The sequence below is a fragment of the Pseudomonas sp. BN415 genome (assembly GCF_029871195.1).
In the GTDB taxonomy this organism is placed as follows: domain Bacteria; phylum Pseudomonadota; class Gammaproteobacteria; order Pseudomonadales; family Pseudomonadaceae; genus Metapseudomonas; species Metapseudomonas resinovorans.
On sequence record NZ_SSOK01000061.1, the window covers coordinates 200,941 to 226,887 of the forward strand.

Sequence of the window (25,947 nt, forward strand, 5' to 3'; positions counted from 1 at the left end):
GGCTATTCCTCTCTGGCTTTATCCACAGGCAGGCGCAAGCTGAACAGCGCGCCCTCGCCCTGGTTGGCGGCGCTCAGGGTGCCGCCCAGTTCATGGACAATGGCGTAGGACACCGCCAGCCCGATTCCCAGGCCGGCACCCGCCGGTTTGGTGGTGAAGAAGGGGTCGAAGACCCGTGGCAGATCCGCTTCAGCGATGCCGCCGCCATTGTCGGCGACCTCAAGCAGCCAGTGGCCGTTTTCGCGGCGCAGTGTTATCCACAATCTCGGGTCTGGCTTGCCGGCCACGGCGTCGAGGGCATTGCGCAACAGATTGACCAGCACCTGCTCCAGGCGGATGGCATCGCCTGATACCCAGGCCGGCGTGTTCAGCTCTTGGCTGATCTGCACCCTGGCATCGCGCAGATTGGGCGCCAGCAGCTGCAGGGACTTATCCACAACACTGCCCAGTTCTAGGCACTCGCGTAGGCCGCCGGGGGTCTTGCGTGCATAAGTCTTGAGATGGCCGGTTAGTGCGGCCATGCGCTGCAACAGCTCATCATGGCGGGACAGCGCCTTGCGCGCTTGCTCCAGCTGGCCGCTGTCGAGCATCAGGCGCAGGCTGGCCAGGTGCATCTGCAGGGCAGTGAGCGGCTGGTTGATCTCATGGGCCAGGGCTGTGGACATCTGTCCCAGGGCCGCCAGCTTGGCGGCCTGGATCAGTCCATCCTGGGCGGTGCGCAGGGCGGCGGTACGTTGCTCCACCAGTTGTTCGAGCTCCTCCCGGCTGCGCTGGCGGATGCGCGCCAGGCGCCAGCGCTGGTGCAGGAACAGCCCGAGGAAGAACAGCGCCAGCCAGGCGCCTCCAGCGGCAAGGCTGGCGGCACGCGCGCTGCCGGCCGCCTCCTGCGGCGTGCGCAGCAGGTGCAGGGTCCAGCCTTCACTGGGCAGCGGCAGGCTTTCCCAGAGATAGTCGGCGCGACCTTTCGGCCCTTCGACTTGGACCAGTCGGCTGCCTTCGCCGAAGTCGATACGCGTAGTGTGGATAAGTGGCGCCAGGGGTTGCTTGTCGTACTGGCGGGTGGTGGCCATCTCGGCGCGGCCCTCGGCCGAGATCGGCTGCAGCTCCCGGTAGCGCCACCCTGGCTGGTTGGCAATGAACACCACGCCTCGGGCGTCGCTGACCAGGATGATGTCCGATCGCTGCCCCCATTCCTGTTCCAACTCGGGGAATTCCAGCTTCACCACGATGGCGCCGATGAAGGCCTCCTCGACGCTGCGCACGGCGCTTGCGAGGAAGTAGCCAGGAATCCCGCTGGTCACGCCCACCGCATAGAAGCGGCCGCTGCCAAGGCGCCGGGCTTCCGCGAAGTAAGGACGGAATCCATAGTTGTGGCCGACGAAGCTGGTGGGCAGGCGCCAGTTGCTCGCGGCCACGGCCAGGCCATCGCGGTTCAGCAGTTCCAGGGTGGTGGAACCGGCGGCGCGGTTCATCTGTTCGAGCTTGAGGTTGAGCAGCTGCTGCTCGTGCTTATCCACAGGCCCGGCCAGCGTGCCCCGCAGCTCGGGGTCCAGCGCCAGCACGGCGGGTAGGGCGCGGAAGCGGTCGATCAGGGTGCGCAGGCTGCCGGCGTAGAGTGTGAGCTGCTCGCGAGCCTGCTCACCTTCATCGAGCAGGGCCTGGCGCTCCGCCTGGCGACCGGCCAGATGCATCGCCAGAAACAAGCCGGCGAGCAGCAGCAGGATCAGCAGGGCTATGCGCAGGGAGCGGGAAATCAAGGCGTGGCGTCCGCAGGTCAGAGGCGGCGACGATATCACGGCCGGCTATGGCCACTGCTCTCGACGCATGTCAGCGGATACACTTCGCGCAGACATTTCGAGGCACGTTCGATGCAGTTGATCCCTTGGTCCCACTCGACTTCCGCCGGTTTCACCCTGCGGGGCTGGCACAGCCCGGCCTCCGGCAAGCCACTGCTGCACTTCCTTCATGGCAATGGTTTCTGCGGTCGCACCTATACGCCCTTGCTGCAGGCACTGGCGGAGGATTTCGACCTCTGGCTCTGCGATATCCAAGGCCACGGTGACAGCGACCACGGCGGCCGCTTCCTCGGCTGGAACCGTAATGCCGAACTGGCGGTAGAAGCGTTCGAGTGCGGGCGCGGGCCGTTCGGCGAGGTGCCACGGGTGGCGGTGGGGCACAGCTTCGGAGGTGTACTGAGCAGCCTCATCCTGGCCCGCCATCCCGAGCTGTTCAGCCGCGCGGTATTGCTCGATCCGGTGATCTTCACCCCGGCGATGATCGGCGTGATGGCCTTTTCCGAAGTCCTCGGCCTGCACCGCCGCACCACCATGGCCAGCCGCGCGCGAGCGCGACGCAACCACTGGGCCGACCGCCAGGCCGCGTGGAACGGCCTGCACGGACGCGGCATCTTCAAGGGCTGGACCGAGGAGGCCCTGCAGGGTTACGTCGACCACGCCATCAAGGCTGTGGATAACGGCGTCGAGCTGAAGTGCCGGCCGAGCCGCGAGGCGGAAATCTTCAGTTCCTTCCCGAAACGCCTGTGGCCGTCCCTGGGCCGCATCGTCACGCCAACCCTGATTCTTCACGGCCAGCACAGCTACCCCTTCGTGGCCAAGTCGGTGGCGCGCCTGACTGCCCTCAACAGCCATGTCAGCGCCCAGGTGGTGGAGGGAGGACACTGCTTCATGCAGGAGTATCCACAGGCCAGTGCCGAGCGCACGGCCGAGTTCCTGCTGCGCGCGCTATGAGCCATGTCTGCCAGTGCGACTGAGGGGATGTTATCCACAGAATGCAGCGCCACGAGTCGGGCTGCGCGCTATCGGATGAGCCAGGTGCGGTTCAATCCACCCGGCGCTGCTCATCCGGCTTGGGATGGCTACGCCGCCACTCGTTCATGTGGATAACCTTGTCATCGAGCTGGGGTTCGGCCTTGAACGGGTGGGCCTCGACGTCGATGCGGCCCAAGTGGTTGCCGAACATCTGGATGCTGCCGGTGAGACGCTGCTCGCCGGTGACGGTGAACTCGAAGTCATAGACGCGTGCCAGACGGCGATTGCCCTTGCCGTCGCGCACCATTGCCAGGCGGCGAAAGGCGACATTGCCATCGAGCAGCTCCACATCGAGCCGTGCGCAGTGCTGTTTGGCCAGGGCCAGGGCACGCTCGCGCACACCATGGCCGCGCCACAGCCAGGCTGCACCGGCGGCGAACAACATCAGCAGGAAAACGTCAGCCAGGCTCAGCATGATGACTCCAGAAAGATAGGCCCAAGCTTAAACCATCCAAGGAGGTTTTCAGCTGGCCATTTCGACGCGGTTCCGTCCCAGTTGCTTGGCTCGGTAGAGCGCCGCATCGGCCACACCCTGCAGGCGGTGCAAGTCGTCATTGGCGCTGACGCTGGCCAGGCCGATGCTCACGCTGACCCGGATGGGGCCGCCCGGCGCGGCGATCTCCAGACCGTGCAGCGCCATGCGCAGGCGCTCCAGCAAATGGTGGGCGGAATCGGCGCTGGTGTCCGGCAGCAGGAAGATGAACTCCTCGCCGCCGTAACGGGCGAAGAGGTCGGTGCGTCGCGCCTGCTGCTGGCAAAGCTGGCTGAACTGACGCAGTACGTCGTCACCTACCTGGTGCCCATGGCGGTCGTTGACCTGCTTGAAGTGGTCCAGGTCGAGCAGCGCCAGGCACAGCGGCGAACTTTGCCGCCGTGCCCGCTGCAGTTCCTGTTCGGCGCGCTCTTCAAAGGCACGGCGGTTGAGGGCTCCGGTGAGTGGATCGGTGGTGGCAAGGTGCAGCAGCTGGCGCTCCAGGGCCTTGCGATGGCTGACGTCGCGGATCTCCACCAGGCGCTGCTGGGATTCGTCCAGAGAGGCTATGGCCAGTTCAGCCGGGAAACCGCCGCCGTCTCCACGCCGCGCCTCGATGTCGTGCGGGCGGCCATCGGCCTGCCGTAGCAGGTTGGTCAGCAGCGGTCCCTCGGCCTCACCGACCAGTTGGGACAGGGGTTGGCCGAGCAGTTCCTCCCGGCGCTGGGCGAAAAGCTGTTCGAGCATCGGGTTGGCATCGAGTATGCGGCCGTCCTCCACCACCAGCATGCCGGCGTTGGCGACACCCATCAGGCGCTCGAAGCGGTGCGCGTTGGCCTCGGCCTCGCGGGCATGGCGCTGGCTGTCCTGGAGGATGCGGCGCATGGTCATCAGCGCCAGGCCCACCAGGGCGATGACCCAGAGCGGGATGCCGAAGTTGTACGGCAGCAGGTAGCTCACCGAGCGGGTGACATCCTGATGCTCCACCTGCTGCAGCCAGTCATGCACGCCGATGGCCGCGCGCAGCAGCGTGACCAGTGCATAGCCCAGCAGGGTGATGCCGACAAACAGCCGTACGCTGCGCAGCGCGGGCTCGCGCCGTTCGGCCAGGAGCACATGGCACGCTTGCAGCGGCATGGCACCGCCGATGGCGGCATAGAGGGCGACCATCAGCTCGGTATTGATCGGGCTGATCCAGTACCAGCAGTTCACCACGACCATGGCGCCGGCACTGGCCGGTACCGTCCAGTAAGGCGGACGCAGGCCCAGGAAGCGGAACACGCCGAGTAGCAGAATGGCTTCGCCTGCCAGTTGGGTGGCGTTGCCCAGCACATTCAGGAGCGGGCTGCCGCTGGCCATGAAGCCCATGAACAGCAGGATGCCGAGGATCAGGGTCCAGGCGCCAGCCATCCAGAATCCCGGGCCCCGGTAGGGCCGCGAGAAATACCAGAGTGCGGTGCAGGCGACGGCGCTGGCGAGCATCAGGTTGAGCCCGAGCAGCATGGGGGAGAAATAGAGGGTTTCCATCGAGGCCCTCCCGGGCCTGGTATCCGACGCGTGGATTCTGGCACCGCCAGGTGCGGCTGTCTTGCGGCCAAACGGTTGGAAATGCGGCGCATTTGGCCTGCGGCCTTCTGCCCCAGCGACTAGGCTTCTACCCAGGCAGGGGCTTGGCTAGCATAGGCGCCCCCGGCAGACCGGCATGGAACCTTCCCTGTGACCCACGGCAGAGCACGACAGCGCGGCGCCTGGCTTGGCCTTCTGGCCATGCTGCTGCTGTTCGTCGGTCCGCTGGTGTCCCAGGCTCGGGACATGGGGCCGGGCGGAGCGCCGGCCTGGATGGACGAACTGGCCTGCGCCACTGACCACAGTGCGCCCAGCCATGAGCCGTCCACGCCCAGCCACGAGATGTCCTGGGCCAAGTGCGGTTACTGTACTCTGCTGTTCAACTCACCGGCCCTCAGCCCCCAAGCGCTTTACGGGCTGGTCCTGACTGACTTCGCCCTCCCGGCGCCGACCTTGGCGACCCAGGCTGGCCATGGCTCGCGGGCAATCTTTCCCGGTGCCCTGACCCGCGCTCCCCCCGCAGCACTCGCCTGATCCAAGCAACCCCGTTACCGCATTACTCGCACAGGCGCCGGCAAGCCCGTTGTGCGCGCGGACCATTGGCTCATCCGAGAACATGACAATGTCGAAGAGCACGGTTTCCTTCTACAACATGGCGTGGCGCTGGCATTTCTATGCCGGGCTATTCGTCATCCCCTTCATGATCATGCTGGCGGTTACCGGCAGCATCTACCTGTTCAAACCCCAGTTGGACAACCTGCTCTACAGCGACCTGATGCGGGTCCGGCCTGCCGGGCAGGCACTGGCCGCCGATCAGCAACTGAGCAAGCTCCTGCAGGTTTATCCACAGGCCCAGGTCACGCAGTACCTGCCGCCAGTGGATGACAGCCATAGCGCGCAATTCGTCGCCAGCCTCGATGGCAGCAAGCAGAACCTCTTCGTCGATCCCTACAGCGGCGAGGTGCTCGGGACACAGGATGCCGAGTACAACCTTCAGGCGGTTGCTCGTTCATTGCATGGCACTTTGCTCGTGGGCACATGGGGTGATCGCCTGATCGAGCTGGCCGCTGGTTGGGGCATTGTCTTGGTGGTTTCCGGGCTCTACCTCTGGTGGCCACGCGGCCAGGGCATGCGCGGCGTGTTCTGGCCGCGCCTGGCCAATCGCGGACGGCTGTTCTGGCGCGACCTGCACGCGGTGACCGGCTTCTGGGGTTCCCTGCTGCTGCTGTTCATGCTGCTCACCGGCATGACCTGGACCGGCTACTGGGGAGAACGCTTCGCCGACGTCTGGAACCGCTTCCCGGCCGCCATGTGGAACGAGGTGCCCAAATCCGACCAACAGGCCCGCAGCCTGAACAGTGCCTCTGACCAGACAGTGGCCTGGGCGATGGAAAACACGCCAATGCCAGTGTCTGATCCCCATGCCGCCCACAAGGGCCACGCAGCCGGTGAAATGACCAGCACCTCTGGACAGATCGGCCTGCAGCAGGTGGTGGATACCGCTAGCGAACGAGGCGTGGTGCCGGGTTACAGCGTAACGCTGCCGGCGGATGCGACCGGCGTGTTCACCATCGCCGTGTTTGCCGACGACCCGCGCAACGATGCGACGCTGCACATCGATCAGTACAGTGGCAAGGTGCTGGCCGACGTGCGCTGGACGGACTACGGTGTGGTCGCGAAAAGCGTCGAGATGGGCGTGGTACTGCATGAAGGCAAGTTTTTCGGGCTGGCCAATCAGTTGCTGATGTTCGGCGTCTGCCTTCTGATCCTGCTGAGTGCCGTCAGCGGTCTGCTGATGTGGTGGAAGCGCCGTCCCCAGGGGCGTTTCGGTGCGCCGCCGTTGCCTCATTCGCTGCCGCTGTGGAAAACCGCCGTGGTCATCATGGTGGTGCTGGGTGCGGCATTTCCCCTGGTAGGCGTCTCGCTGCTGCTTATCTGGGCCCTGGACTGGCTGGTGCTGTCCCGCTTCGGCGGTAGCCGTGCCGTTACGGGCTGATACCCGATCTGCGCCCGCCCGGAGGCGGGCGTCACTATCCCTTTCGAATGGAGTTCAAACAATGCGCAAGACCCTGCTGACTCTCGGAGCCCTGCTGAGTTTTTCCGGTGGCCTGGCAGCCCATGAGTACGACACGGGCAACCTGCACATCGAACATCCCTGGGCCCTGGCCGTGCCCGCGGTATCTCCCAATGGCGCCGCCTACCTGGTTATCCACAACAAGGGCGCGGAGGCCGACAAGCTGCTCGGTGCCGATACCGCCCGAGCCGGAAAGACCGAGGTTCACGAGCACTTGCATAAGGACGGCCTGATGAAGATGCAGCAGGTTCCCGGCGGCCTGGACATTCCCGCGGGTGGCGAAGTGCGCCTGGAGCAGGGTGGCTACCACCTGATGATGTTCGGCCTGAAGCAGCCGTTGAACGCGGGTGACAAGTTCCCCATGACCCTGCACTTCCAGAAGGCGGGCGACCTGGAAGTGGAAATCCACGTGCAGAAGGAAGCGCCGGCCGGTAACGCCGAGCACCAGCACTGATTCCTACCTGCGGGGCCGTCCGGCCCCGCACCTTCGCGCGCCCAATTATCCACAACCACCGCTCGGCGGCCTGGTTTGCCGGGTGGCTGCGCCTCTTCTAGCCTGATCCCATCGCACGGAGCACCCGCCGGCAGGACGCCAGCCCCCGCGAATTACGCGGCCTCGCATGAATCATCTGCCCCCCGCTGTTTCCTGGCGATGCACTGCATCCGGTCCAAGGCGCTGCGCATTTCGCCGCGTCTGGCCGTCCCCTGCCCAGATGAGCCGAACAAGGAGATGGAAGATGAACACAGCAAGGACATTCCGTGTTGCCTGGTTCCTGTCATTGATGTTGCTCTGTGCAGGCCCGCTGCTGGTCGCCGGTTCGGCGCAGGCGGCCAGTCCGGCATGCAGCGCCAGCCAGGACTGGATCACCAACCCCGCACCACCCAGCGAGATACCTGAAGGTAGCAATGCCGATTTCTGCGACTTCTACCAGTTCGCTTGGCAATGGTTTTTCCAACTGGTGAGCCCGTCCCAGAGCGATCCGAGCCTGCGCAACTTCCAGGTCAACGCCAATTACCCGATCCTCCAGGCGACCGGCACCAATTCCTGTGATCCGGCCAAGCAGGCCGAAGTGATGTTCGTGCGTCGCGATAAGCCCATCGCTGCTGGCACTTCCTTCCAGATTCCGGACCGCACCGGTCAGGCGGGTGGCGGCGACACCATCTTCGACCAGAGTGGCAATGTGGTCTTCTACGAGATCCGCTTCAGCCAGAGCCTCTGCAACGTGCCGCAGATACAGAGCGCGCCGAACTTCCCGGCCGGTACCACCGAGCTCAAAAGTGCCTGGCGGGTCATCACCAATGCCGACAAACCGAATTACTTCTGGATAGAGGCAAACGTGGATGGGGTGCCCGGCAACGAGTTGCTGGGGCTGGTGGGGTTCCACATGGCCATCGCCACCGCGCTGCACCCGGAGTTCATCTGGGCCACGTTCGAGCACCGCAGCAACGTGCCCGAATGCAGCAATCCGGGAACCGCTCCGGCTGGCGGATGGTCTTTCACCAGCCCGGCCTGTGCTGTGGATAACCCACCCTCGACCTGCAACATGAACCAGGCCGCGCCCAGCACCAGCCTTACCGGAACGCCCTCGGAAATCTGCCGGGTCTACCATGATGGGACCAACACCGCCGACCACGAAGCCGCCACCAACATCGCCGATATCGACAGCCTGAACACGCAGATCCAGGGCTTTCTCTCGGCGTTGGGCAGCGACAACCCCATGAGTGTCTGGCAGAACTACATGAATGTCGGTGCCCTCTGGGAAAACGACGTGACCCAGCCCTCCTCCACATTCTCCAACCAGCGCGGCTCCATGCGCCTGGCCAATTCGGTGATGGAAACCACCTTCCAGAACGTCGACCCGACGCAACCCTTCATTTCCAACTGCTTCGGTTGTCACAACTTCAACGGCAGCGGAAACAGCAACACCATTCCCTGGGCCAGCTTGAGCCACATCTTCGACGACGTGATGCAGGGCCAATGTGCCACCCCGCAGGACGTGCAGGCCGGCCCCATCTGGAACAACAGCCAGGCCGCGCAGACTTGTCCGCAGGTGTGCAACAGCAAGGGCGGCTGGAACGGCAACTGGAAGACCACTGAACCCGGAAGTACGTCGGTCTGCGGCTGCTGCGGGGGATAAGCCCGTTTCGCGGAAGCTGAACGTTTATTGATCAGTTTCATGCAGGCCACGCCAGTCGCGGGATACAGCCGTGCCCGCACAGCTTATCCACAGACGGCTGCACAGATATTGTGTGCAGCCGTCGGTGTAAGTCATTGAAATTGTGTGAAAAATGCTCAATTGGCGGAAGCCGGCGCAGCATCTGGCTTACAGCCATCCATAGACATCTTATGCACAGGACCATCCACGCGATTTGGGTACAAGCGTGGAAAACCATTCACCGGATTGTGAGTTACTCGCCAGTGGTGGGAGCTCCAGGTGATGGCGTAGCCGTGGGGGGCAGGGCTGGTCAGGGAATGATCAGACGGTGTGAGGGTGCACCAATACTGGCCTACAGCGATGCCTGAACAGCTTATCCACAGATACCTGCACAGATAATGTGTGCAATGAATAGCGCAAGTGATTGAAATAGAACGAAAAAAGCACAGAAGCTGAAAAGCCGCGTCAGGCCTGCTTCCTGGAAGTCGAACTACAGTTTATCCACAGATGAGTCCACGGATTTTGGGTAAAAGCACTTGTTCCCTGTGAACAGATCTCTGGCATTCGCTACTTGTAGGGAAGCTTGCCCGCCAAGCCAAGGTGGCTTGGCCAGGTTTCGCAAATGAATTCACTTCCACAGGAAAGGCGATGCAACGCCTTATGCACAGCGGAGCCTTGCCAGCTTCAAGCTGGATAGAAAGTGATCATCTCGATGGAGGCCTCGTCATCCGTGACCTGCAGCATTGTCCGCACAAGCTATCCACAGATGGCTGCACAGATATTGTGCGCAATGACCGAGTTATCCCTATGATTTTGCTTGAAAAATGTCCAGACAGTGGAAAGCTGCGCCAGGATTGGCGCCTGTACATCCATTGACATCTTATCCACAGAAGCATCCACCAAAATTGGGGGAAAAGGCTCTGTAATGGGCATTTTCTCCCGAAGAAGGAGGCTGCAGCAGTGCCTGCTTCACGGGGGATAAAACATGATCAGAAACTGATCAATCCCTGAAAAGGCCCGGCTGGCAAGGGATAGCGCAGTGTCCGAACAGTTTATCCACAGTTTGTTGCACAGCATCTGTGCGTAATGCACAGGCCAAGTGATTGAAAACGTTCATAAAATAGCCAGTGAACAGGAAGGCCCGCATGACGCGGGGCCTGGAGGTTGGTCTACACCTTATCCACAGGCCCTTCCACTGATTTTGGGGAACAGGAGGAAAAGCGCGGGTTCAGATACCCTCGCGCATTTCCTGATAGCGCTGTTCCAGCTCCTGGCGAATCTGGCGGCGCTGCTGGGCTTGTGCGAATCGGCGCTTCTCGTCCGTGGTTTCCGGCTGCAAGGGCGGTACTTGTGCCGGGCGGCGTTCGTCGTCCAGGGCGACCATGGTGAAGAAGCAGCTGTTGGTATGGCGTACCGAACGTTCGCGGATGTTCTCGGTGACCACCTTGATACCCACCTCCATGGAGGTATTGCCGGTGTAGTTCACCGAAGCGAGGAATGTCACAAGCTCGCCGACATGGATGGGTTCGCGGAAGATCACCTGATCCACCGACAAGGTGACCACGTAGCGCCCGGCATAGCGGCTGGCGCAGGCGTAGGCGACTTCATCGAGATACTTGAGCAGGGTGCCGCCGTGGACGTTGCCGGAGAAGTTGGCCATGTCCGGGGTCATTAAGACGGTCATCGACAGATGTGCGGTTCCGGGTTCCATGCTGGCCTCGTCGGTAGTGGGGGCGGTCTGAGATAGACGCAGGCTGGCGCCTGGGCGCCACAGGGGATAATCACGCAACGCCATGCGGGCTGTGGATAACCGTGCGGTCAGGGCGCGGCATCGGGTTGCTGGCAGGCCGGGTATTCCTCCGCCAGGTCGCTGGGGCCGCAGGCCAGGCCGTGCTGCTTGCGTAACTGGGCTAGCTCCTCGCTCTGCTCGATCAGGAAGCGGTCGAAGGCTTCCAGTATCTCCGGATGCTGCAGGCTGCTGGCGTGGAACGCGGTTTTCGCAAGTGGCAGGTCCGGGTCCAGCAGCAAGCGATCGCCACCGAGATTGGTGTTCGCGTCCAGGTAGTGGTGCAGCACTTCCGGGTTGGCATAGATGGCGTCGATGCGCAGGCGCAGCAGCATGCGTACCAGCGCGCCGATATCGCTGGCCTCCACCAATTGCACCTGGCCGTCGCGCAGGCGGTCCTGCCAGGCCTCGGGGGTGAAGCCGCGTACGGTGCCCAGGCGTCGTACCGCGTCTATGCCCCGTCCCAGATGCTCGCGCAGCACCAGGCTGCCGTCGACGATGCGGATGATCGGTCGGCTGTAATACAGGCGCGCATCGCCCTTGAGCTGGCGCGACCAGGCGGGGTTGTCGGGAAACACCAGCATCAGCCGGTCGGTGGTTTGCAGATTGCGGTGCAGGCGGTTGATCGGCAGGGCTTCCAGCTCAAGGGCCAGGCCCTGGTCGATGGCGAAGCGCTGCAGAACCGCGATGGCATAGCCTTCAGCCGGCTTGCCGGGGAGTGCCCGGTAGTAAGGCAGGTAGTCCTGGCTTTCCAGGCCGACGCGCAAGGGCTCCGCTTGGCAGACACCGAGAGCCATCGACAGCAGCGCGAGGATCGCAGCTTTCATTGGGCGGGCCCGGAACAAGATGAGAATGCCGATGAGCCTAGCAGGCGGGCGGGCAAACTTCAGCGCCCGGCCAGGCCGGCCGGGCGCTTCGCTGGACCGCGAGTCCGGCATCAGGCGTGGGTCAGGTACCAGCGCCAGTCCTGCTCGCCCACTTCGCTGACGAACTGGCGGAACTCCTCCCATTTGATGGCGAGGAAGATCCTCAGGAAGTCCTCGCCCAGGGCATCCCTGGCCCAGGTCGACTGCTCCAGATTGCGCAGGGCGGTCAGCCAGTCGGTGGGCAGGGTTTCCCGGGCTTGCTCGTAACCATTGCCAACGATGGGCTCACCCGGATCGATCTGCTCGCGAATACCCTTGTGGATGCCGGCGAGAATCGCGGCGGCAGCCAGATAGGGGTTGGCGTCGGCTCCGCAGATACGGTGCTCGACATGGCGGCTCTTGGCCGGGCCGCCGGGTACGCGGAAGGAAACGGTGCGGTTGTTCACGCCCCAGCTCTTGGCGAGCGGTGCGTAGCTATTGGCCTGGAAACGACGGTAGGAGTTGGCGTTGGGGCAGAAGATCGCCAGCGCGTCGTTGAGCGTGGCCATCATGCCGCCGATGGCGTGGCGCAGCAGCGGGGTACCGTGCGGGTCCTCGCTGGCCATCAGGTTGTTGCCCTGCTCATCGGCCAGGCTCACGTGCATGTGCAGGCCGCTGCCGGCCAGGTCGCCGAAGGGTTTGGCCATGAAGCAGGCGAACAGCCCGTGCTTGTTGGCCACGCCTTTGACCAGGCGCTTGTAGCGAATGCCTTCGTCGACCGCGCGCAGGGCATCGAATCGGTGTTCCAGGGTCAGCTCCAGTTGGCCAGGAGCATATTCGGAGATCGCAGTGCGCACCGGCAGGCCCTGGGCCTCACAGGCGGCATAGAGGTCGTCGAGGAAGGGCTGCAGCTGTTCCAGCTCGTAGACGCCATAGACCTGCGGCGCCTGCGGGCGCACGCCATTCATCTGCAGCGCCGGCTGCGGACGGCCGTTGGCATCGCGGTTCTTGTCCAGCAGGTAGAACTCCAGCTCGACTGCCATCACCGGGTGGTAGCCGTCGGCCTTGAGGCGCTCGATGGCGCGTGCCAGCACATGGCGCGGATCGCCGGGGGTGGCCGGCAGGCCCTGGGTCGGGTGCATGCTGACCTGCACCTGGCCGGTGGGCGTAGTGCGCCAGGGTTGCAGGGTCAACGAGCCGGGCACCGGGTAGGTCCAACAGTCGGCGTCTGCGACTTCCCAGACCAGGCCGCTGGCTTCGACGTCCTCGCCCTGGATGGTCAGCGAGAGGATGGAGCTGGGCAGCGGACGGCCGTTCTCGAAGATCGCCAACAGCTCGTCACGGTGCAGCAGCTTGCCGCGCGGAATGCCATTGGCGTCGATCAGCATCAGCTCGATGCTGCGGACGTCCGGGTGTTGTTCAAGGAAGTCGCGGGCTTCCTGGGGATCGGCGAATTGCATGGTCGTTCTCGCGTAGGGTGGAAGGCGCTTCATCCATCCACCGGGGTTGGGTGTTGGTGGATGAACAGAGCGTCATCCACCCTGCGGATCATTCGCGGGCGCCGGGGATCGCCAGCAGTTCGGTAATGGCCTCGTCCAGGGTGACAATCAACGTGTCCACGTCGGCGGCGGTGGTGGCCGGGCAGCACAGGGTCATGTTGTGGAATGGCGTGATCAGGATGCCGCGGTTGATCAGGTAGAGGTGCAGGGCCATCTGCAGCTCATCGTGGAACGCGGCCTCGGCCTCGGCGCCGGTGCGCGGCGACACCGGGCAGAACTGGAACTCGCTGCGCGCGCCCAGTTCGGTCACCGACCATTTCAGGGCGTGCTTGGCAATCAAGCTGCGGAAGCCGTCGGCCAGGCGCTTGGCCAGCGGCAGCATGTGGTCGTAGGCCGCCTGGGTCATCACCTGTTCGAGGTTGGCGCGCATGCAGTGCATGGCCAGGGCGTTGGCCGAGAGGGTGGTGCCCATGCCGCTGTGGCCGTGGCCATGGCTGTCCTGCTGGGCCTGCTTGCGCGAGGCGAGCATCCTGTCGGCCATCTCCGCGCTGCAGCCGAAGATGCCGCAAGGCACGCCGCCAGCAATGGGTTTGCCAACCACGAAGAAGTCCGGGTCGAGGTTCCACAGCTGGGTGCAGCCGCCGATGTTGGTGGAGATGGTGTGCGTCTCGTCGATGATCAGCAGGCTGCCGTACTTGCGGGTCAGCTCGCGGCACTTCTGCATGAAGCCCGGATCGGGCAGGACCATGCCGATGTTGGTCATCGCCGGTTCGCAGAGCAGGGCACAGACGTCGCCTTGGGCCAGCGCGGCTTCCAGCGCCTCGACATCGTTGAAGGGAACGGCGCGGCTGTACTGGGTCAGGTCGTAGGCCTGGCCGACCAGGCCGGAGCGGTGCACGGTCTCGCCGTCGCGGCAGCGCACCATCACGTCGTCCACGGTGCCGTGGTAACAGCCGTCGAACACCAGCAGGGTCTTGCGCCCGGTAATGGCGCGGGCCCAGCGCAGCACATAGCGGTTGGAGTCGGTGGCGGTGGCGGTCACCTGCCAGTAGGGCAGGCCGAAGCGCTGGGCCAGCAGCTCGCCGCAAACCACGGCATCCTCGCCCGGCAGCATGGTGGTCAGGCCGTTGTTGGCCTGCTCGGCGATGGCGCGGGCAATCGGGTCCGGCGAGTGACCGAACATGGTGCCGGTGTCGCCCAGGCAGAAGTCGATGTACTCGTGGCCATCGACATCGTAGAAGCGGGCCCCCTTGGCGCGCTCGACGAACAGCGGGCAGGGCGTGGACCAGTCGGCCATCCAGTGCATCGGCACGCCAGCGTAGAGGGACTTGTGCGCGCGTTCAGCAAGTGCGACGGATTTCGGGTTGCGCTCGAGAAAGCGGACGCGCTCGCGGGCGGTGAAGGTTTCCACAGCGGCTTGGCTGATTCCACTGGCAGTCATATTGAACACCTCGTTCGAATTTCTGCACATCGTGTTTTGTGATCACAATTCTGTCAAGACTTGCGAAAAAAGGCGCTGAAATTTAACGTTAAACATGATTTGTGATCACAGGATAGAACGAAAGGCCGGAGGGAAAGCCTCCTCTGGTCTGGGTTCGCCCTGCGGTCCAGGCCACCACCCACAACAGAAGGCGACCAAAACCATGCGTAATTGCAGCCTGACCCTGAACCAACTGCCGGCGCCGCCGGCCCTTGCACGGTGATATGCCCATGGCCGAGAACCTGCAGGAGCAGCTTTACCAACGACTACGCGAGGGCCTGCTGGCAGGCCAGTACAAACCCGGCGAGCGCCTGAAGATCCGCGATCTCGCCGCTGCCTGGGGCACCAGCCCGATGCCGGTACGCGCCGCCTTGCAGCGCCTGGTGGCTGAAGGCGCCCTGGAGGGCGAGCCACAGCGCTCGGTGCGCGTGCCACCGATGACCCGTGAACGCTTCAAGCATATATTCCAGGTGCGCATGGCGCTGGAGGGCATGGCCGTAGAAGCGGCCGCTGGCCAGCTCTCCCGCGATGAGCTGGATGTCCTGCGGGGGTGCATGGAGCGCATGGATATCGCCATCGAACAACGCGACGTACAGGGCTACCTGACCGACAACAGCCGGTTCCACCGGGTGCTTTACGGCGCCTGTGGCAACCCCATCCTGCTGCGGACCATCGAAACGCTCTGGCTGCAGGTCGGCCCTTTCTTCAATCGCCTGTTCACCGAGGCGGACCTGTCGTTGCGTCTCAACGACTTCCACGAGGACGCCTTAAAGGCGTTGCAGGCGGGCGACGGCAAGGCCGCGCGCGTTGCTATCGAGCAGGATCTTTCCTACTTCGGCCAATTCCTCCTCAACCTGCTGGAACTGGACTTCGCCCAGGCCCGCAGCGGCTGATGATGCTTTCCGACGGGAGCGAGTCTGGCTCGCTCCCGTGGGACATGAGCGTCGTTGGTCAGCTGGTCAGCCAGACGTCCCGGGCCCAATGCCAGACCGAGTCCCAGCTCTCGTCGGTGAGCTCGCCTTCGTCGCCGTCCCACAGCACCACTTCGCCTTCTCCATCGACCACGTAGTAGTCACGGCCGTCCTGGCAAAGCGGCACCAGGTCGCGGGGTACGCCCAGGTCCCAGGCGACGGCGGCGACTTCCGGCAGATAGGTGTGGGATTGCGGGTCGGTGACGGTCACCGGCTCCAGGCGGCCGTAGATCACGTCGCTGACCTTGAGCAGGAACTCGCGCAGTTCGAAAGGCAGGTTGATCAACAGCTGCTCCTCGATCTCCACCAACTGCTCTTCGTCCGGCAGCTCCAGGGGAACCGGCACTGGCTCGTTGAGTTCGCGCAGTTGTTCGATGACTTCTTCCATGGCGACAGGCCCTCATGCATTGGGATGCGCTTTATACAGTAGCCAAGCTTGGGAAGAAAAAAGCCTTGTCGTAACGTGGCAGAGACTCCGTTGCCAATCCGTTTGTCGAGGCCCCCATCATGGCGATCACCTGGTCCTGCAAGCACCACAGCGAACTTGATACCCACGAGCTCTGCTGTTTTCTGGCCCTGCGCTGCCGGGTGTTCGTGGTGGAACAGAACTGCCCCTACCTGGATGTCGACGGCCAGGACCTGGAAGCTGGCACCTGTCATGTGATGGCCTGGGAACAGGGCACGCTCCTGGCCTACCTGCGCCTGCTGGACCCGGCCACCCAGGGCGGCGACGTAGTGATCGGTCGGGTGGTCAGTGCCGCCCAGGCGCGAGGCCGCGGCTTGGGCCACGGGCTGATGGAACGGGCCCTGGACGAAGCCGGCAAGCGCTGGCCGGGCATGCCGGTGTATCTCTCCGCCCAGGCGCACCTGCAGGACTACTACGGCCGCTATGGCTTCTTGCCGGTGACCGATCTGTACCTCGACGACGGCATTCCTCATATCGGCATGCGCCGCGCTTAGGCCCGGGGCTGCTAACGGCGGCCTTGTTCAGCACCAACTGCTTCAGCCCGTTCCGACACGCTGGCTAAACTTTGTGCACTGATCCGGTTGCCCGAGGCAGCTTCCGATCCCTGGTTATCCACAGGAGGTGCAACATGCGAATGGCCGCAACCCTGCAGCGCAGCCTGGAGCGTGCCCATGCCCAATTCGATCTGGTGCCACACCCGCACTCGGCCACCAGCCTGGAGTCGGCACGCGTTGCCAATATCCCCGCCGAGCGCCTGGCCAAGACGGTAATCCTCGACGACCGCCAAGGCCATTTCCTCATGGCAGTGGTGCCTGCCAGCCGCCATCTGGACATGGGCAAGGTGCGCAAGGATGCCAAGATCTGGCAGCTCACCCACGAAGCCGATCTATCCCGCCTGTTCAAGGACTGCGAACTGGGCGCCGTGCCGGCGCTGGGCGAGTCCTATGGCATGAACATGCTGGTGGACCCGCAACTGACCCGGCAACGGGACATCTACCTGGAAGCCGGCGACCACCAGAACCTGGTGCACATGCGCATGGATGAGTACCTGAAGCTGGTGCCGCATGCCGAAGTCTGCGAGCTCTGCCATTAGGGCGATGATCAGCTGCGCTTCGGGAAAGCGCTGGCGCGCTGAATCATGAAGAAACTCAAGGGTGTTCGACCGCCCATTCCGCCGCCCTTCTGGTTCCGCCGCTCCCTTGCGCGTCGGCGTTGGCGCAGGGGTGGCGGTCGCCATCAGTGAAATGAAAAACCCGGGACAAGCCCGGGTTTTTCATTGCAGAAGCGATCAGTTCTGGCGGATGCCCGCCACCAGCCAAGGCTGGTTGTCACCGTTGACGCGCTCCATGCGCCAGCTTTCGCTGAAGACTTCACCCTGGTCGAAGCGGGAAGACTTGGAGACGCCGTTGAAGGTCAGGGTAGCGACAGTCTTGTCGGCCAGTTCGTCGATGCCGTCCAGTTGAACCTGAAGGTTGTCGACGTAGGTGGACTGGTAGGCGTCGCCCAGGCTGGCGCGTTCTTCCTTGAGGAAGCTCAACATCTGCGGAGTGACGAACTCGGCGATCTTGTCCATCTCGGCCGCGTCCCAGTGCTGCTGCAGGGCCATGAAGTGTTCGCGACCGGCTTCGACGAAGCGCTGCTCATTGAACCAGCTCGGGGCATTGAAGGCGGGCTGGGCGACCGGGGCGGCGCTGCCGAAGATCGACGCCGGCTGTTGCTGCGGCATCTGCGGCATTTCACGCTGGAACGGTGCATGGCCGGCCATGGCGGGCTGACCCTGCTGCTGGGCACGTTTGCGCGCGGCCAGGAAGCGGAAGATCAGGAAGGCGATCAGGCCGATGATCAGGAAGTCGAAGATCTGCATGCCATCGAAACCGTCGCCCATGAACATGGAGGCGAGCAGGCCACCGGCGGCGATGCCGGCCAGCGGGCCGAGCCAACGGGAAGCACCGCTCGCGGCGGCGGCTTTGCCGGCTGCAGCAGGGGCAGCGGCGTTCGGGGTTTGCTGGGCGGGAGCTGCCTGGCGGGTCTGGTGGGTCGGCGCGGAGCCGAAGGACTTGCCGCCACCCATACGCTTGGCGGCGTTGACATCCAGGCTGAGCGTCAGGCTGACGCAGAGGGCCAGGGCAATACTGAGAAATCGGCGCATCAGGGGCTTCTCTTGGTTATGAATCCACGCGCGCCATGCTGCACAGTCAGTCGCGCGATAGCTAGGGGCAGAGTGTTTCGGAATTTTGTCGGACAGCTCCGTCGGCCTTTTCCGGGCATGCCGTTCATCTGCGCAGCAGGAAAACCAGCGGGCCGCAGCGCAACTGTTGGCGCAACAGGGCGCGCAGGTCGGCCTCGTCTTCCATGGGGTGACGCAGCCAGTGGATGAAGGTGCGCAGGTAAGCGCCAGTCAACAGGCTTTCTTCGGCGATGCGACACAGATGCAGGGTTTCTCGTTGTGCCGCTTCGCGCCACCACTGCACCGTACGACTGACCCGCAAAAGGCCCAGCACCTGCAAATGGAAATGACCGGGCTCCAGCTTGTAGAGCAGCATCTGCCCGGTCACCGAACGGTGCGGCGCCAGGGCGCCAAGCCAGGCGATAAGAAGTTCTTCCAGGCGCTTTTCCGCGTTCAGGGCCGGCAGGTCGCTGCCCTTGCCGCGTTCCAGCAAGGCTTGGTCGGCGCGGTCGAACCAGGCCTCCACCAGGTCGTCCTTCTGTTTGTAGTGTTTGGCGATGGCGTCGAGGCCGACGCCGAGCTCGTTGGCCACCTCGAACAGGTGCAGCCGCTCCCAACCGCAGGTGTCGGCCAGGTTCAGGGCGCAATCGAGAATGTGTTGGGCGCTGGGAGAGCGGGGCATGGACGTACCTCCGCCACTCAGTATGGCCAAGCGAAACGAGGCGGCGGGGGCATCGGACGGGCGGAGGGTAATGCCGAAGGGGGTGGCGGCTGCTCTTGTGGGGGCGAATTCATTCGCGAAGGACAGCGTAGCTGTCCCAAGGGCCTCAGGGCAGGCCTGCGGCCTGCACAGCGAATGAATTCGCCCCCACAGCGGATCGTGGCGATTGTCGGCTCAGAGCGGCTGCAGTTTGGCGTAAGCCAGCATCAGCCACTTGCTGCCCTCACTCTCGAACTTCACCTGCACCCGTGCCTGGGCACCGGCGCCTTCGAAGTTGAGGATGGTGCCTTCACCGAACAGCGCATGCTGGACGCGCTGGCCCAGGGAGAAGGGCGTTTCCGGCACGGCGGCGCCATCGAAGATGGAACCGTGACGACTGCCGGCACCCATGGGGCGGCTGATGCTGTTGTTCAGCCGCACTTCACGGATCAGCTGTGGCGGCACCTCGCGAACGAAGCGCGAGACCTTGTTATAGGTCTCGCTGCCGTACAGCCGACGGGTTTCGGCATAGGTCAGCACCAGGCGCTGCATGGCACGGGTGACGCCGACATAGGCCAGGCGGCGTTCTTCTTCCAGGCGGGTCGGGTCTTCCATGCTCATCTTGTGCGGGAAGAGGCCTTCTTCCATGCCCACCAGGAACACCAGCGGGAACTCCAGGCCCTTGGCGCTGTGCAGGGTCATCAGCTGCACGCTGTCCTCGAAGGCGTCGGCCTGGGTTTCCCCGGCCTCCAGCGAAGCGTGGCTGAGGAAGGCCTGCAGCGGGGTGAGGTCGTCCTCGGGCTCTTCGTTCTCGAAGGCGCGGGCAGCGCTGACCAGTTCTTCCAGGTTTTCCACCCGGGCCTGGCCTTTCTCGCCCTTCTCATCCTTGTGGTAGGCCACCAGGCCGCTCTGCTCGATGACGGTCTGGGTCATCAGGTGCAGGGGCATGTCGAGGGCCTTGGCGGCAAGGTTCTCGATCAGTTCCATGAAGGCCGCCAGGGCGCCGGAGGCTCGGCCAGCCAGGGCCTTGTTGGCGAGCATCAGGCGGATCGCTTCCCACATCGCGACTTCATTGACGCGGGCGAACTCGCGGATGTTCTCCACGGTTTTCTCGCCGATGCCGCGTGGCGGCACGTTGATTACCCGCTCCAGCGCGGCATCGTTTCCGCGACCGTCGAGCAGGCGCAAGTAGGCCATGGCGTTCTTGATCTCGGCGCGCTCGAAGAAGCGCTGGCCGCCGTAGATGCGGTAGGGAATCTTCTCCCGCAGCAGGGCCTCTTCCAGCACCCGCGACTGGGCGTTGGAACGGTAGAGGATGGCAATCTCGCTGCGTGCCATGCCGTCTTTCAGCGCGCTCTCGATGCTCTCCACCACATAGCGGGCTTCGTCGTGCTCGTTGAAGGCGGCATACAGGCCAATGGGTTCGCCTTCTTCGCCCTCGGTCCAGAGCTCCTTGCCCAGGCGCCCTTGATTGTTGGCGATCAGGGCGTTGGCGGCCTTGAGGATGCCCGCGGTGGAGCGGTAGTTCTGCTCCAGGCGGATTACCTCGGTGTCGGGGAAGTCGCTGGAGAACTGCTGGATGTTCTCGATCCGCGCGCCGCGCCAGCCGTAGATGGACTGGTCGTCGTCGCCCACCACCATCAGGCTCTGGCCGCCCTTGGCGAGCAGGCGCAGCCAGGCGTACTGCACGGCGTTGGTGTCCTGGAACTCGTCCACCAGTACATGGCGGAAGCGTCGCTGGTAGTGCTCCAACAGGCTCGGGCGGTCGCGCCAGAGGTCGAGGGCGCGCAGCAGCAGCTCGGAGAAGTCGATCACCCCGGTGCGCGCACAGGCAGCCTCGTAGGCTTCGTAGATCTTCAACATGGTGCCGAGGAACAGATCGCCGCCGGCCTGGATGTGTTGCGGGCGGATGCCTTCGTCCTTCTGTCCGTTGATGAACCACTGGGCCTGGCGTGCCGGCCAGCGTTGCTCGTCGAGGCCGAGGTCGCGGATCACCCGCTTGACCAGTCGCTGCTGGTCGTCGCCGTCGAGGATCTGGAAGTTCTCGGACAGACCGGCTTCCTGCCAATGGGCCCGCAACAAGCGGTGCGCCAGGCCGTGGAAGGTGCCGACCCACATGCCTGCCGGGTTGATCCCCAGCAATTGCTCGATGCGCTGGCGCATCTCGGCGGCAGCCTTGTTGGTGAAGGTCACCGACAGGATCGAATGCGGTGAAGCCTGCTCCACCTGGATCAGCCAGGCGATGCGGTGCACCAGCACGCGGGTTTTGCCGGAACCGGCGCCGGCAAGCACCAGTTGACGCCCCAGCGGGGCCGCTACGGCCTGGCGTTGAGCGTCGTTGAGGGAGTTCAGGAGGAGGGAGAGATCGTCGCGCATCGCGGCATTCTAGGGACGTGGACGGGGGAGGGCAAACGGATGACCGGATGGTCAGCTGGGCGGTCGCTGATCCCCGTGCCAGAGACCCTCCTAAAGTTGGGGGACGCTCGTCTGGAACCTCGCACATAAAGCTATTGCAGCTTCTTCCCGCTCGGGTAAGCTCCGGGCTCGCTTAGGCAGACCATTACAAAAAAAGCGCCTATGACCGCTAATTCAATGCCCGTCGGCCCGGCCCTGTCCCTGGCGGACAACCGCGAGATCCGCCAGCAGTTCGCGACCGACATTGCGGCCGAACGCACGCGCCTCCTTTATCAGGGCTCCCAGGTCCCGACCCTGTTCATGCTGCTCAACGGCCTGGCCTGCGCCTATCTGCTCTGGGCGCCGGGCAACAGCCTGCTGCTTGGTGGCTGGCTCGCTTGGCTGGTGTTGCTGGCCGTCCTGCGCCTGACCCAGGTGGCTGCCTTCAAGAAAGCCCAGCCCACCCAGCAGGCCTGCCCACGCTGGCGCCGCGCCTTCCTCCTCGGCGCGGGTGCTTCGGGGCTGACCCTGGCTTTCGCCGCCGTGGTGCTGGTGCCGCCGGACGCCTTTGTACAGCAGGCCCTGGTCTATGGCCTGATTGCCGCTGCCATTCTTTCCGCCAGCGTCGCCTACGCTGTCAGCCTGTCGGCGTTCCTGACCTTCGCCTTGCCCTGCCTGCTGCCGTCGATTACCTGGCTGCTGCTGGGCGATACGCCGTTGCTCCGCGGGTGGGGCGTGCTCGGGGTGATACTCGCCGCCTCGCTCATGGTGGTGGCCTGGCAGGTCAACCGGCTGGTGCAGCGCAGCCTGCTGCAGCGCTTTCAGAACCTGGCGCTGATCAGTCACCTGGAAGCAGCCAAGGGACGCGCCGAAGGCCTCAATGAAGAGCTGGCCCGCGAGGTGGAGCAGCGCCGTCGTGCCGAACGCGAGTTGCGCCGCACCCACGCTGAGCTGGAAATGCGCGTGGCCCAGCGCACCCTGGAGCTGGCCGACGCCAGCCATGCACTCTCCAAGAGCGAGGCGCGCCTGGCGCTGGCGCTGGAGGCGAGCGAGCTGGGGCTGTGGGACTGGAACCTGGAGACGGATGAGGTCCATCACTCCCAGCTCAAGGCCATCTTTGGCATTGAGGCCGAGGACGTAACCCGTGTGCTCAGTGACCTCAAGCCGCGCCTTCACCCGGACGACCTGCCGCTGTTGCGCCGGGCCTTGGTCGAACACCTCAAGGGCCGCACCGATGGCTACTCCATCGACTATCGGGTACGCCACAACGACGGCCACTGGGTCTGGGTGGAGGACCGTGGTCGGGTGGTGGAGCGCGACGGCGGCGGCAAGGTGCTGCGCATGCTCGGCACCCGCCGCGACATTACGGCGCGCAAGGTCCGCGATGAAGAACAACGCCTGGCGGCCACCGTGTTCGAGGCGGCCAGCGAGGGAATCGTTATCCTCGATCCCGACTACCGGGTGATCCAGACCAACGCGGCCTTCAGCCAGGTCACCGGTTATCGCCAGGAAGAAGTCATCGGGCGCAGTGTCGCTACCCTCATTGGAAGCCGCGAGGCGCGCCGCCGCTATCACCTGATCCGTGAAGAGCTGGAGCAGAGCGGCAGCTGGCAAGGCGAGCTGGTGGATGCGCGCAAGAGCGGCGAGCTCTACCCCCAGTGGCTGCAACTCAACGTGGTACGCGACTCGCGGGGCAATGTCAGCCATATCGTCGGCTTCTTCGCCGACCTCACCGCTCGCCGCGAGGCCGAGGAGCGCCTGCGCTACCTGTCCAGCTACGACGAGCTCACCGGGCTGGCCAATCGCACCCTGTTCAAGGATCGCCTTCACGAGGCCAGCCAGCGTGCCCGCCAGAGCGGCCGCAGCCTGGCGCTGCTGCACATCGACCTGGACCGGTTCAAGGTGCTCAACGATAGCCTCGGCCACGAAGTGGCCGACCAGTTGCTGCGCCAGGTTAGCCGCCGCCTGACCCAGGCGGTGCCGGAAGCCGACACGATCGCACGCCTGGCTGGCGATGAGTTCGTTGTGATCCTCGACGCCTATGGCAGCGTCGCCAGCCTGGCGCGCCAGGCCAGTCGCCTGCTCGGCAAGTTGCGCATGCCAATGACCGTGGGCGGCCACGAACTGGTGATCAGCGGCTCTCTTGGCATCAGCCTGCTGCCGGACAACGCCCGCGACATTTCCGCCCTCATCAGCCAGGCCAACATGGCCATGCAGCACGCCAAGCACCTGGGTGGTAATACTTTCCAGTTCTTCACCGACAACCTGCAGGCCTGCACCCTGGAGCGCCTGCAGTTGGAGAACCAACTGCGCAAGGCCATCGAGGAAGGCCAGCTGGAAGTCTTCTACCAGCCGAAGTTGGGCCTGGCCGATAACAGCCTGAACGCCGCCGAGGCGCTGGTGCGCTGGCGCCATCCGCAGCAGGGGCTGGTACCGCCCGGGGATTTCATCGGGCTCGCAGAAGAAACCGGGCTGATCGCCCCCATCGGGGAATTCGTGTTGCGCCAGGCCTGCCAGCAGGCCCGTGAGTGGCAGCGCCAGGGCCTGGCGGACATCCGCGTTTCGGTGAACCTGTCGATGCACCAGCTGCGCCAGGGCAACCTGGTCAGCCTGGTTCGTCAGGTGCTGGAGGAAACCGGTCTGCAGGCGCGCCTGCTGGAGCTGGAGCTGACCGAAAGCCACCTGCTGGAAAATGTCGAGAACGTCATCGCCACTTTCCACCAATTGCGCCAGCTCGGCGTGAAGCTGGCCATCGACGATTTCGGCACCGGCTATTCATCCCTGAGCTACCTCAAGCGCTTCCCGGTCGACTACGTGAAGATCGACCAGACCTTCATCCGTGACCTCTCCGCAGGTAGCGAGGACGCCGCCATTACCCGCGCGATCATCGCCATGGCCCATAGCCTGGAGCTGAAAGTGGTCGCCGAGGGTGTGGAGAACCAAGAGCAGCTGAACTTCCTGCGCAGCCAGCGCTGCGACGAGATCCAGGGCTACCTGATCAGCCCGCCAGTGGAAGCACCGCAGTTCGTGCGGCTGCTCAAGGAGCAGGCCACCGCGCTCTGGCGCTGACACCCGCACCGGGACGCCGATGCGGGAGTCGATCCGGTCGTAGGGTGGATATCGCATTTCATATCCACCTGCGGAGTCAGGCGCTTGCAGCGGTCCGGCTGTTGCCGCTGCTGAACCAGCGCAGCAGCAGGGCGTTCTCCAGGGGCAGGTCCGCAGGCAGCGGCAGGTACAGCGTGTGGCCGTCCCCCGGCGCAACGGCCTTGCGCTCGCCGTAGCGGTTCTCCAGCGCTTCCAGGCGGAAATCCAGGTTGCCCTGCGGGGTCATCAGTTGCAGGCGGTCGCCTACCGCGAAGTGATTCTTCACCCGTACTTCCGCCAGGCCCTGGCGAACCACCCCGGTCAGCTCGCCAACGAACTGCTGGCGCTCGGCCAGGGAGTAGCCGTGTTCGTAGTTCTGGTACTCGTCGTGTACGTGACGGCGCAGGAAACCCTCCGTATAGCCGCGGTTGGCCAAGGACTCGAGGTCGTCCATCAGGGCGCGGTCGAAGGGGCGGCCGGCAACGGCGTCATCGATGGCCTTGCGGTAGGCCTGAGCGGTACGTGCCACATAAAAGTGCGATTTGGTGCGGCCCTCGATCTTCATCGAGTGCACGCCCATCTGCAGCAGCCGCTCGACGTGATGCACAGCGCGCAGGTCCTTGGAATTCATGATGTAGGTGCCGTGCTCATCCTCCCAGGCGGACATCATCTCGCCGGGGCGATTGGCTTCTTCCAGCAGGAACACCCGGTCGCTGCTCGCCCCGCAGCCGAGGGTCGGCACTACCTGGCCCAGCTCATCTTCGCGCGCCGGTTGGGCGTTGTACTGCCAGCGGCAGGCATTGGTGCAGGTGCCCTGGTTGGGGTCGCGATGATTGAGGTAGCCGGACAGCAGGCAGCGGCCGGAATAGGCCATGCACAGGGCGCCGTGGACGAAGACTTCCAGCTCCATGCCGGGCACCTGCTGGCGGATCTCGCCGATTTCCTCCAGGGACAGTTCGCGGGACAGGATCACCCGACTCAGTCCCTGCTGCTGCCAGAACTTCACGCTGGCCCAGTTCACCGCATTGGCTTGCACCGAGAGGTGGATGGGCATCTGCGGGAAATGCTCGCGAACCAGCATGATCAGGCCGGGATCGGACATGATCAGCGCATCCGGTCCCATGGCGATCACGGGCTCCAGGTCTTTGAGGAAGGTTCGTAATTTGGCGTTGTGCGGGGCGATGTTCACCACCACGTAGAAGCGCTTGCCGGCCGCGTGGGCTTCCGAAATGCCGAGGGCGAGGTGGGTGTGGTCGAACTCGTTGTTGCGCACCCGCAGGCTGTAGCGCGGCTGGCCCGCATACACGGCATCGGCGCCATAGGCGAAGGCATGACGCATGGCCTTGAGGGTACCGGCGGGGGAGAGCAGTTCGGGACTGTGCATGGCGCGGCTCGCGGTGTGTGGGCGATGGACGCGCGATTCTAGGGAGGGGGCGAGGGCGCTTTATTGCTCCAG

General features: G+C 64.2%; 22 protein-coding genes. 10 read left to right on the forward strand and 12 right to left on the reverse strand.

Features of this window, described 5'->3' with window-relative positions; all coding sequences use genetic code 11:
• Positions 1–2: 2 nt before the first annotated feature.
• Positions 3–1,757 (reverse strand): ATP-binding protein, encoded by a 1,755-nt coding sequence (locus tag E8F20_RS19320; RefSeq protein WP_280285179.1) that lies wholly within the window; start codon positions 1,755–1,757, stop codon positions 3–5.
• 111 nt (positions 1,758–1,868) lie between these two features.
• Between E8F20_RS19320 and E8F20_RS19325 the strand changes: the two genes are divergently transcribed.
• On the forward strand, positions 1,869–2,747 hold the full coding sequence (locus E8F20_RS19325; protein ID WP_280285180.1) for an alpha/beta hydrolase: 879 nt from the start codon (positions 1,869–1,871) through the stop codon (positions 2,745–2,747).
• A 91-nt stretch (positions 2,748–2,838) separates the two neighbouring features.
• Here the strand turns inward: E8F20_RS19325 and E8F20_RS19330 are convergent, their stop codons facing one another.
• The gene (locus E8F20_RS19330) at positions 2,839–3,243 is read right to left on the reverse strand and encodes a DUF3301 domain-containing protein (protein ID WP_028626981.1); all 405 of its coding nucleotides are present in this window, start codon (positions 3,241–3,243) and stop codon (positions 2,839–2,841) included.
• A 48-nt stretch (positions 3,244–3,291) separates the two neighbouring features.
• Positions 3,292–4,827, reverse strand: coding sequence for a sensor domain-containing diguanylate cyclase (locus E8F20_RS19335; protein ID WP_280285181.1), 1,536 nt, complete (start codon positions 4,825–4,827; stop codon positions 3,292–3,294).
• A gap of 189 nt (positions 4,828–5,016) precedes the next feature.
• On the opposite strand from E8F20_RS19335, the gene E8F20_RS19340 reads away from it, so the two are divergent.
• The 5 genes from E8F20_RS19340 to E8F20_RS19360 all read left to right on the forward strand — a co-directional run bounded on the left by E8F20_RS19340 (position 5,017) and on the right by E8F20_RS19360 (position 9,972).
• Positions 5,017–5,400: a DUF2946 domain-containing protein gene (locus E8F20_RS19340; protein ID WP_280285182.1), complete on the forward strand. Its 384-nt coding sequence runs from the start codon at positions 5,017–5,019 to the stop codon at positions 5,398–5,400.
• 88 nt (positions 5,401–5,488) lie between these two features.
• Positions 5,489–6,862: a PepSY domain-containing protein gene (locus E8F20_RS19345; protein WP_280285183.1), complete on the forward strand. Its 1,374-nt coding sequence runs from the start codon at positions 5,489–5,491 to the stop codon at positions 6,860–6,862.
• A gap of 61 nt (positions 6,863–6,923) precedes the next feature.
• The gene (locus tag E8F20_RS19350; RefSeq protein ID WP_280285184.1) at positions 6,924–7,394 is read left to right on the forward strand and encodes a copper chaperone PCu(A)C; all 471 of its coding nucleotides are present in this window, start codon (positions 6,924–6,926) and stop codon (positions 7,392–7,394) included.
• A 283-nt stretch (positions 7,395–7,677) separates the two neighbouring features.
• On the forward strand, positions 7,678–9,078 hold the full coding sequence (locus tag E8F20_RS19355) for a mannan-binding lectin (RefSeq protein WP_280285185.1): 1,401 nt from the start codon (positions 7,678–7,680) through the stop codon (positions 9,076–9,078).
• Positions 9,079–9,744: 666 nt separating this feature from the next.
• The gene (locus tag E8F20_RS19360) at positions 9,745–9,972 is read left to right on the forward strand and encodes a hypothetical protein (RefSeq protein ID WP_280285186.1); all 228 of its coding nucleotides are present in this window, start codon (positions 9,745–9,747) and stop codon (positions 9,970–9,972) included.
• Positions 9,973–10,324: 352 nt separating this feature from the next.
• Here the strand turns inward: E8F20_RS19360 and E8F20_RS19365 are convergent, their stop codons facing one another.
• From E8F20_RS19365 to E8F20_RS19380, 4 genes are all read right to left on the reverse strand, one after another.
• On the reverse strand, positions 10,325–10,807 hold the full coding sequence (locus tag E8F20_RS19365) for an acyl-CoA thioesterase (protein ID WP_280285187.1): 483 nt from the start codon (positions 10,805–10,807) through the stop codon (positions 10,325–10,327).
• 107 nt (positions 10,808–10,914) lie between these two features.
• Positions 10,915–11,709 carry a peptidase M24 gene (locus tag E8F20_RS19370; protein ID WP_280285188.1) on the reverse strand — a complete coding sequence of 265 codons (795 nt, stop codon included), beginning with the start codon at positions 11,707–11,709 and terminating at the stop codon, positions 10,915–10,917.
• Positions 11,710–11,819: 110 nt separating this feature from the next.
• The gene (locus tag E8F20_RS19375) at positions 11,820–13,187 is read right to left on the reverse strand and encodes a glutamine synthetase family protein (protein WP_280285189.1); all 1,368 of its coding nucleotides are present in this window, start codon (positions 13,185–13,187) and stop codon (positions 11,820–11,822) included.
• A gap of 88 nt (positions 13,188–13,275) precedes the next feature.
• Positions 13,276–14,667: an aspartate aminotransferase family protein gene (locus tag E8F20_RS19380; protein ID WP_280285190.1), complete on the reverse strand. Its 1,392-nt coding sequence runs from the start codon at positions 14,665–14,667 to the stop codon at positions 13,276–13,278.
• A 269-nt stretch (positions 14,668–14,936) separates the two neighbouring features.
• Here E8F20_RS19380 and E8F20_RS19385 point away from each other — a divergent pair, with 269 nt between their 5' ends.
• Positions 14,937–15,599 carry a GntR family transcriptional regulator gene (locus tag E8F20_RS19385; RefSeq protein ID WP_280285191.1) on the forward strand — a complete coding sequence of 221 codons (663 nt, stop codon included), beginning with the start codon at positions 14,937–14,939 and terminating at the stop codon, positions 15,597–15,599.
• 58 nt (positions 15,600–15,657) lie between these two features.
• On the opposite strand, the gene E8F20_RS19390 is transcribed toward E8F20_RS19385, so the two are convergent.
• A complete protein-coding gene (locus E8F20_RS19390) occupies positions 15,658–16,065 on the reverse strand; it encodes an SMI1/KNR4 family protein (protein WP_028626972.1) in 408 nt (135 codons plus the stop codon).
• A 119-nt stretch (positions 16,066–16,184) separates the two neighbouring features.
• Here E8F20_RS19390 and E8F20_RS19395 point away from each other — a divergent pair, with 119 nt between their 5' ends.
• On the forward strand, positions 16,185–16,637 hold the full coding sequence (locus E8F20_RS19395) for a GNAT family N-acetyltransferase (RefSeq protein ID WP_280285193.1): 453 nt from the start codon (positions 16,185–16,187) through the stop codon (positions 16,635–16,637).
• A 134-nt stretch (positions 16,638–16,771) separates the two neighbouring features.
• Positions 16,772–17,236 (forward strand): YbaK/EbsC family protein, encoded by a 465-nt coding sequence (locus E8F20_RS19400; RefSeq protein WP_280285194.1) that lies wholly within the window; start codon positions 16,772–16,774, stop codon positions 17,234–17,236.
• Positions 17,237–17,431: 195 nt separating this feature from the next.
• Here E8F20_RS19400 and E8F20_RS19405 read toward each other — a convergent pair whose 3' ends face one another.
• The 3 genes from E8F20_RS19405 to uvrD form a co-directional block, all read right to left on the reverse strand.
• Entirely contained in the window at positions 17,432–18,292 is an 861-nt protein-coding gene (locus tag E8F20_RS19405; RefSeq protein WP_280285195.1) for a Tim44 domain-containing protein, read from the reverse strand.
• Between the two features lie 124 nt (positions 18,293–18,416).
• Complete coding sequence (locus E8F20_RS19410; RefSeq protein ID WP_028626968.1) at positions 18,417–18,992, reverse strand: TetR/AcrR family transcriptional regulator; 576 nt, start codon at positions 18,990–18,992, stop codon at positions 18,417–18,419.
• Positions 18,993–19,205: 213 nt separating this feature from the next.
• Positions 19,206–21,386: a DNA helicase II gene (gene uvrD, locus E8F20_RS19415; RefSeq protein WP_280285196.1), complete on the reverse strand. Its 2,181-nt coding sequence runs from the start codon at positions 21,384–21,386 to the stop codon at positions 19,206–19,208.
• Between the two features lie 201 nt (positions 21,387–21,587).
• On the opposite strand from uvrD, the gene E8F20_RS19420 reads away from it, so the two are divergent.
• Positions 21,588–24,473, forward strand: a complete 2,886-nt coding sequence (locus E8F20_RS19420) for an EAL domain-containing protein (protein WP_280285197.1) — start codon at positions 21,588–21,590, stop codon at positions 24,471–24,473.
• Between the two features lie 76 nt (positions 24,474–24,549).
• Here the strand turns inward: E8F20_RS19420 and yegQ are convergent, their stop codons facing one another.
• Positions 24,550–25,875, reverse strand: a complete 1,326-nt coding sequence (gene yegQ, locus E8F20_RS19425; RefSeq protein WP_280285198.1) for a tRNA 5-hydroxyuridine modification protein YegQ — start codon at positions 25,873–25,875, stop codon at positions 24,550–24,552.
• Positions 25,876–25,947 lie beyond the last annotated feature (72 nt).

Bases quoted from the DNA above. Each gene is read 5' to 3' on its own strand.
- E8F20_RS19325 (WP_280285180.1), top strand. From the start codon at position 1,869: ATGCAGTTGATCCCTTGGTCCCACTCGACTTCCGCCGGTTTCACCCTG.
- E8F20_RS19330 (WP_028626981.1), bottom strand. From the start codon at position 3,243: ATGCTGAGCCTGGCTGACGTTTTCCTGCTGATGTTGTTCGCCGCCGGT.
- E8F20_RS19335 (WP_280285181.1), bottom strand. From the start codon at position 4,827: ATGGAAACCCTCTATTTCTCCCCCATGCTGCTCGGGCTCAACCTGATG.
- E8F20_RS19345 (WP_280285183.1), top strand. From the start codon at position 5,489: ATGTCGAAGAGCACGGTTTCCTTCTACAACATGGCGTGGCGCTGGCAT.
- E8F20_RS19350 (WP_280285184.1), top strand. From the start codon at position 6,924: ATGCGCAAGACCCTGCTGACTCTCGGAGCCCTGCTGAGTTTTTCCGGT.
- E8F20_RS19355 (WP_280285185.1), top strand. From the start codon at position 7,678: ATGAACACAGCAAGGACATTCCGTGTTGCCTGGTTCCTGTCATTGATG.
- E8F20_RS19360 (WP_280285186.1), top strand. From the start codon at position 9,745: ATGCAACGCCTTATGCACAGCGGAGCCTTGCCAGCTTCAAGCTGGATA.
- E8F20_RS19365 (WP_280285187.1), bottom strand. From the start codon at position 10,807: ATGGAACCCGGAACCGCACATCTGTCGATGACCGTCTTAATGACCCCG.
- E8F20_RS19370 (WP_280285188.1), bottom strand. From the start codon at position 11,709: ATGAAAGCTGCGATCCTCGCGCTGCTGTCGATGGCTCTCGGTGTCTGC.
- E8F20_RS19375 (WP_280285189.1), bottom strand. From the start codon at position 13,187: ATGCAATTCGCCGATCCCCAGGAAGCCCGCGACTTCCTTGAACAACAC.
- E8F20_RS19380 (WP_280285190.1), bottom strand. From the start codon at position 14,667: ATGACTGCCAGTGGAATCAGCCAAGCCGCTGTGGAAACCTTCACCGCC.
- E8F20_RS19385 (WP_280285191.1), top strand. From the start codon at position 14,937: ATGGCCGAGAACCTGCAGGAGCAGCTTTACCAACGACTACGCGAGGGC.
- E8F20_RS19390 (WP_028626972.1), bottom strand. From the start codon at position 16,065: ATGGAAGAAGTCATCGAACAACTGCGCGAACTCAACGAGCCAGTGCCG.
- E8F20_RS19395 (WP_280285193.1), top strand. From the start codon at position 16,185: ATGGCGATCACCTGGTCCTGCAAGCACCACAGCGAACTTGATACCCAC.
- E8F20_RS19400 (WP_280285194.1), top strand. From the start codon at position 16,772: ATGCGAATGGCCGCAACCCTGCAGCGCAGCCTGGAGCGTGCCCATGCC.
- E8F20_RS19405 (WP_280285195.1), bottom strand. From the start codon at position 18,292: ATGCGCCGATTTCTCAGTATTGCCCTGGCCCTCTGCGTCAGCCTGACG.
- E8F20_RS19410 (WP_028626968.1), bottom strand. From the start codon at position 18,992: ATGCCCCGCTCTCCCAGCGCCCAACACATTCTCGATTGCGCCCTGAAC.
- uvrD (WP_280285196.1), bottom strand. From the start codon at position 21,386: ATGCGCGACGATCTCTCCCTCCTCCTGAACTCCCTCAACGACGCTCAA.
- E8F20_RS19420 (WP_280285197.1), top strand. From the start codon at position 21,588: ATGACCGCTAATTCAATGCCCGTCGGCCCGGCCCTGTCCCTGGCGGAC.
- yegQ (WP_280285198.1), bottom strand. From the start codon at position 25,875: ATGCACAGTCCCGAACTGCTCTCCCCCGCCGGTACCCTCAAGGCCATG.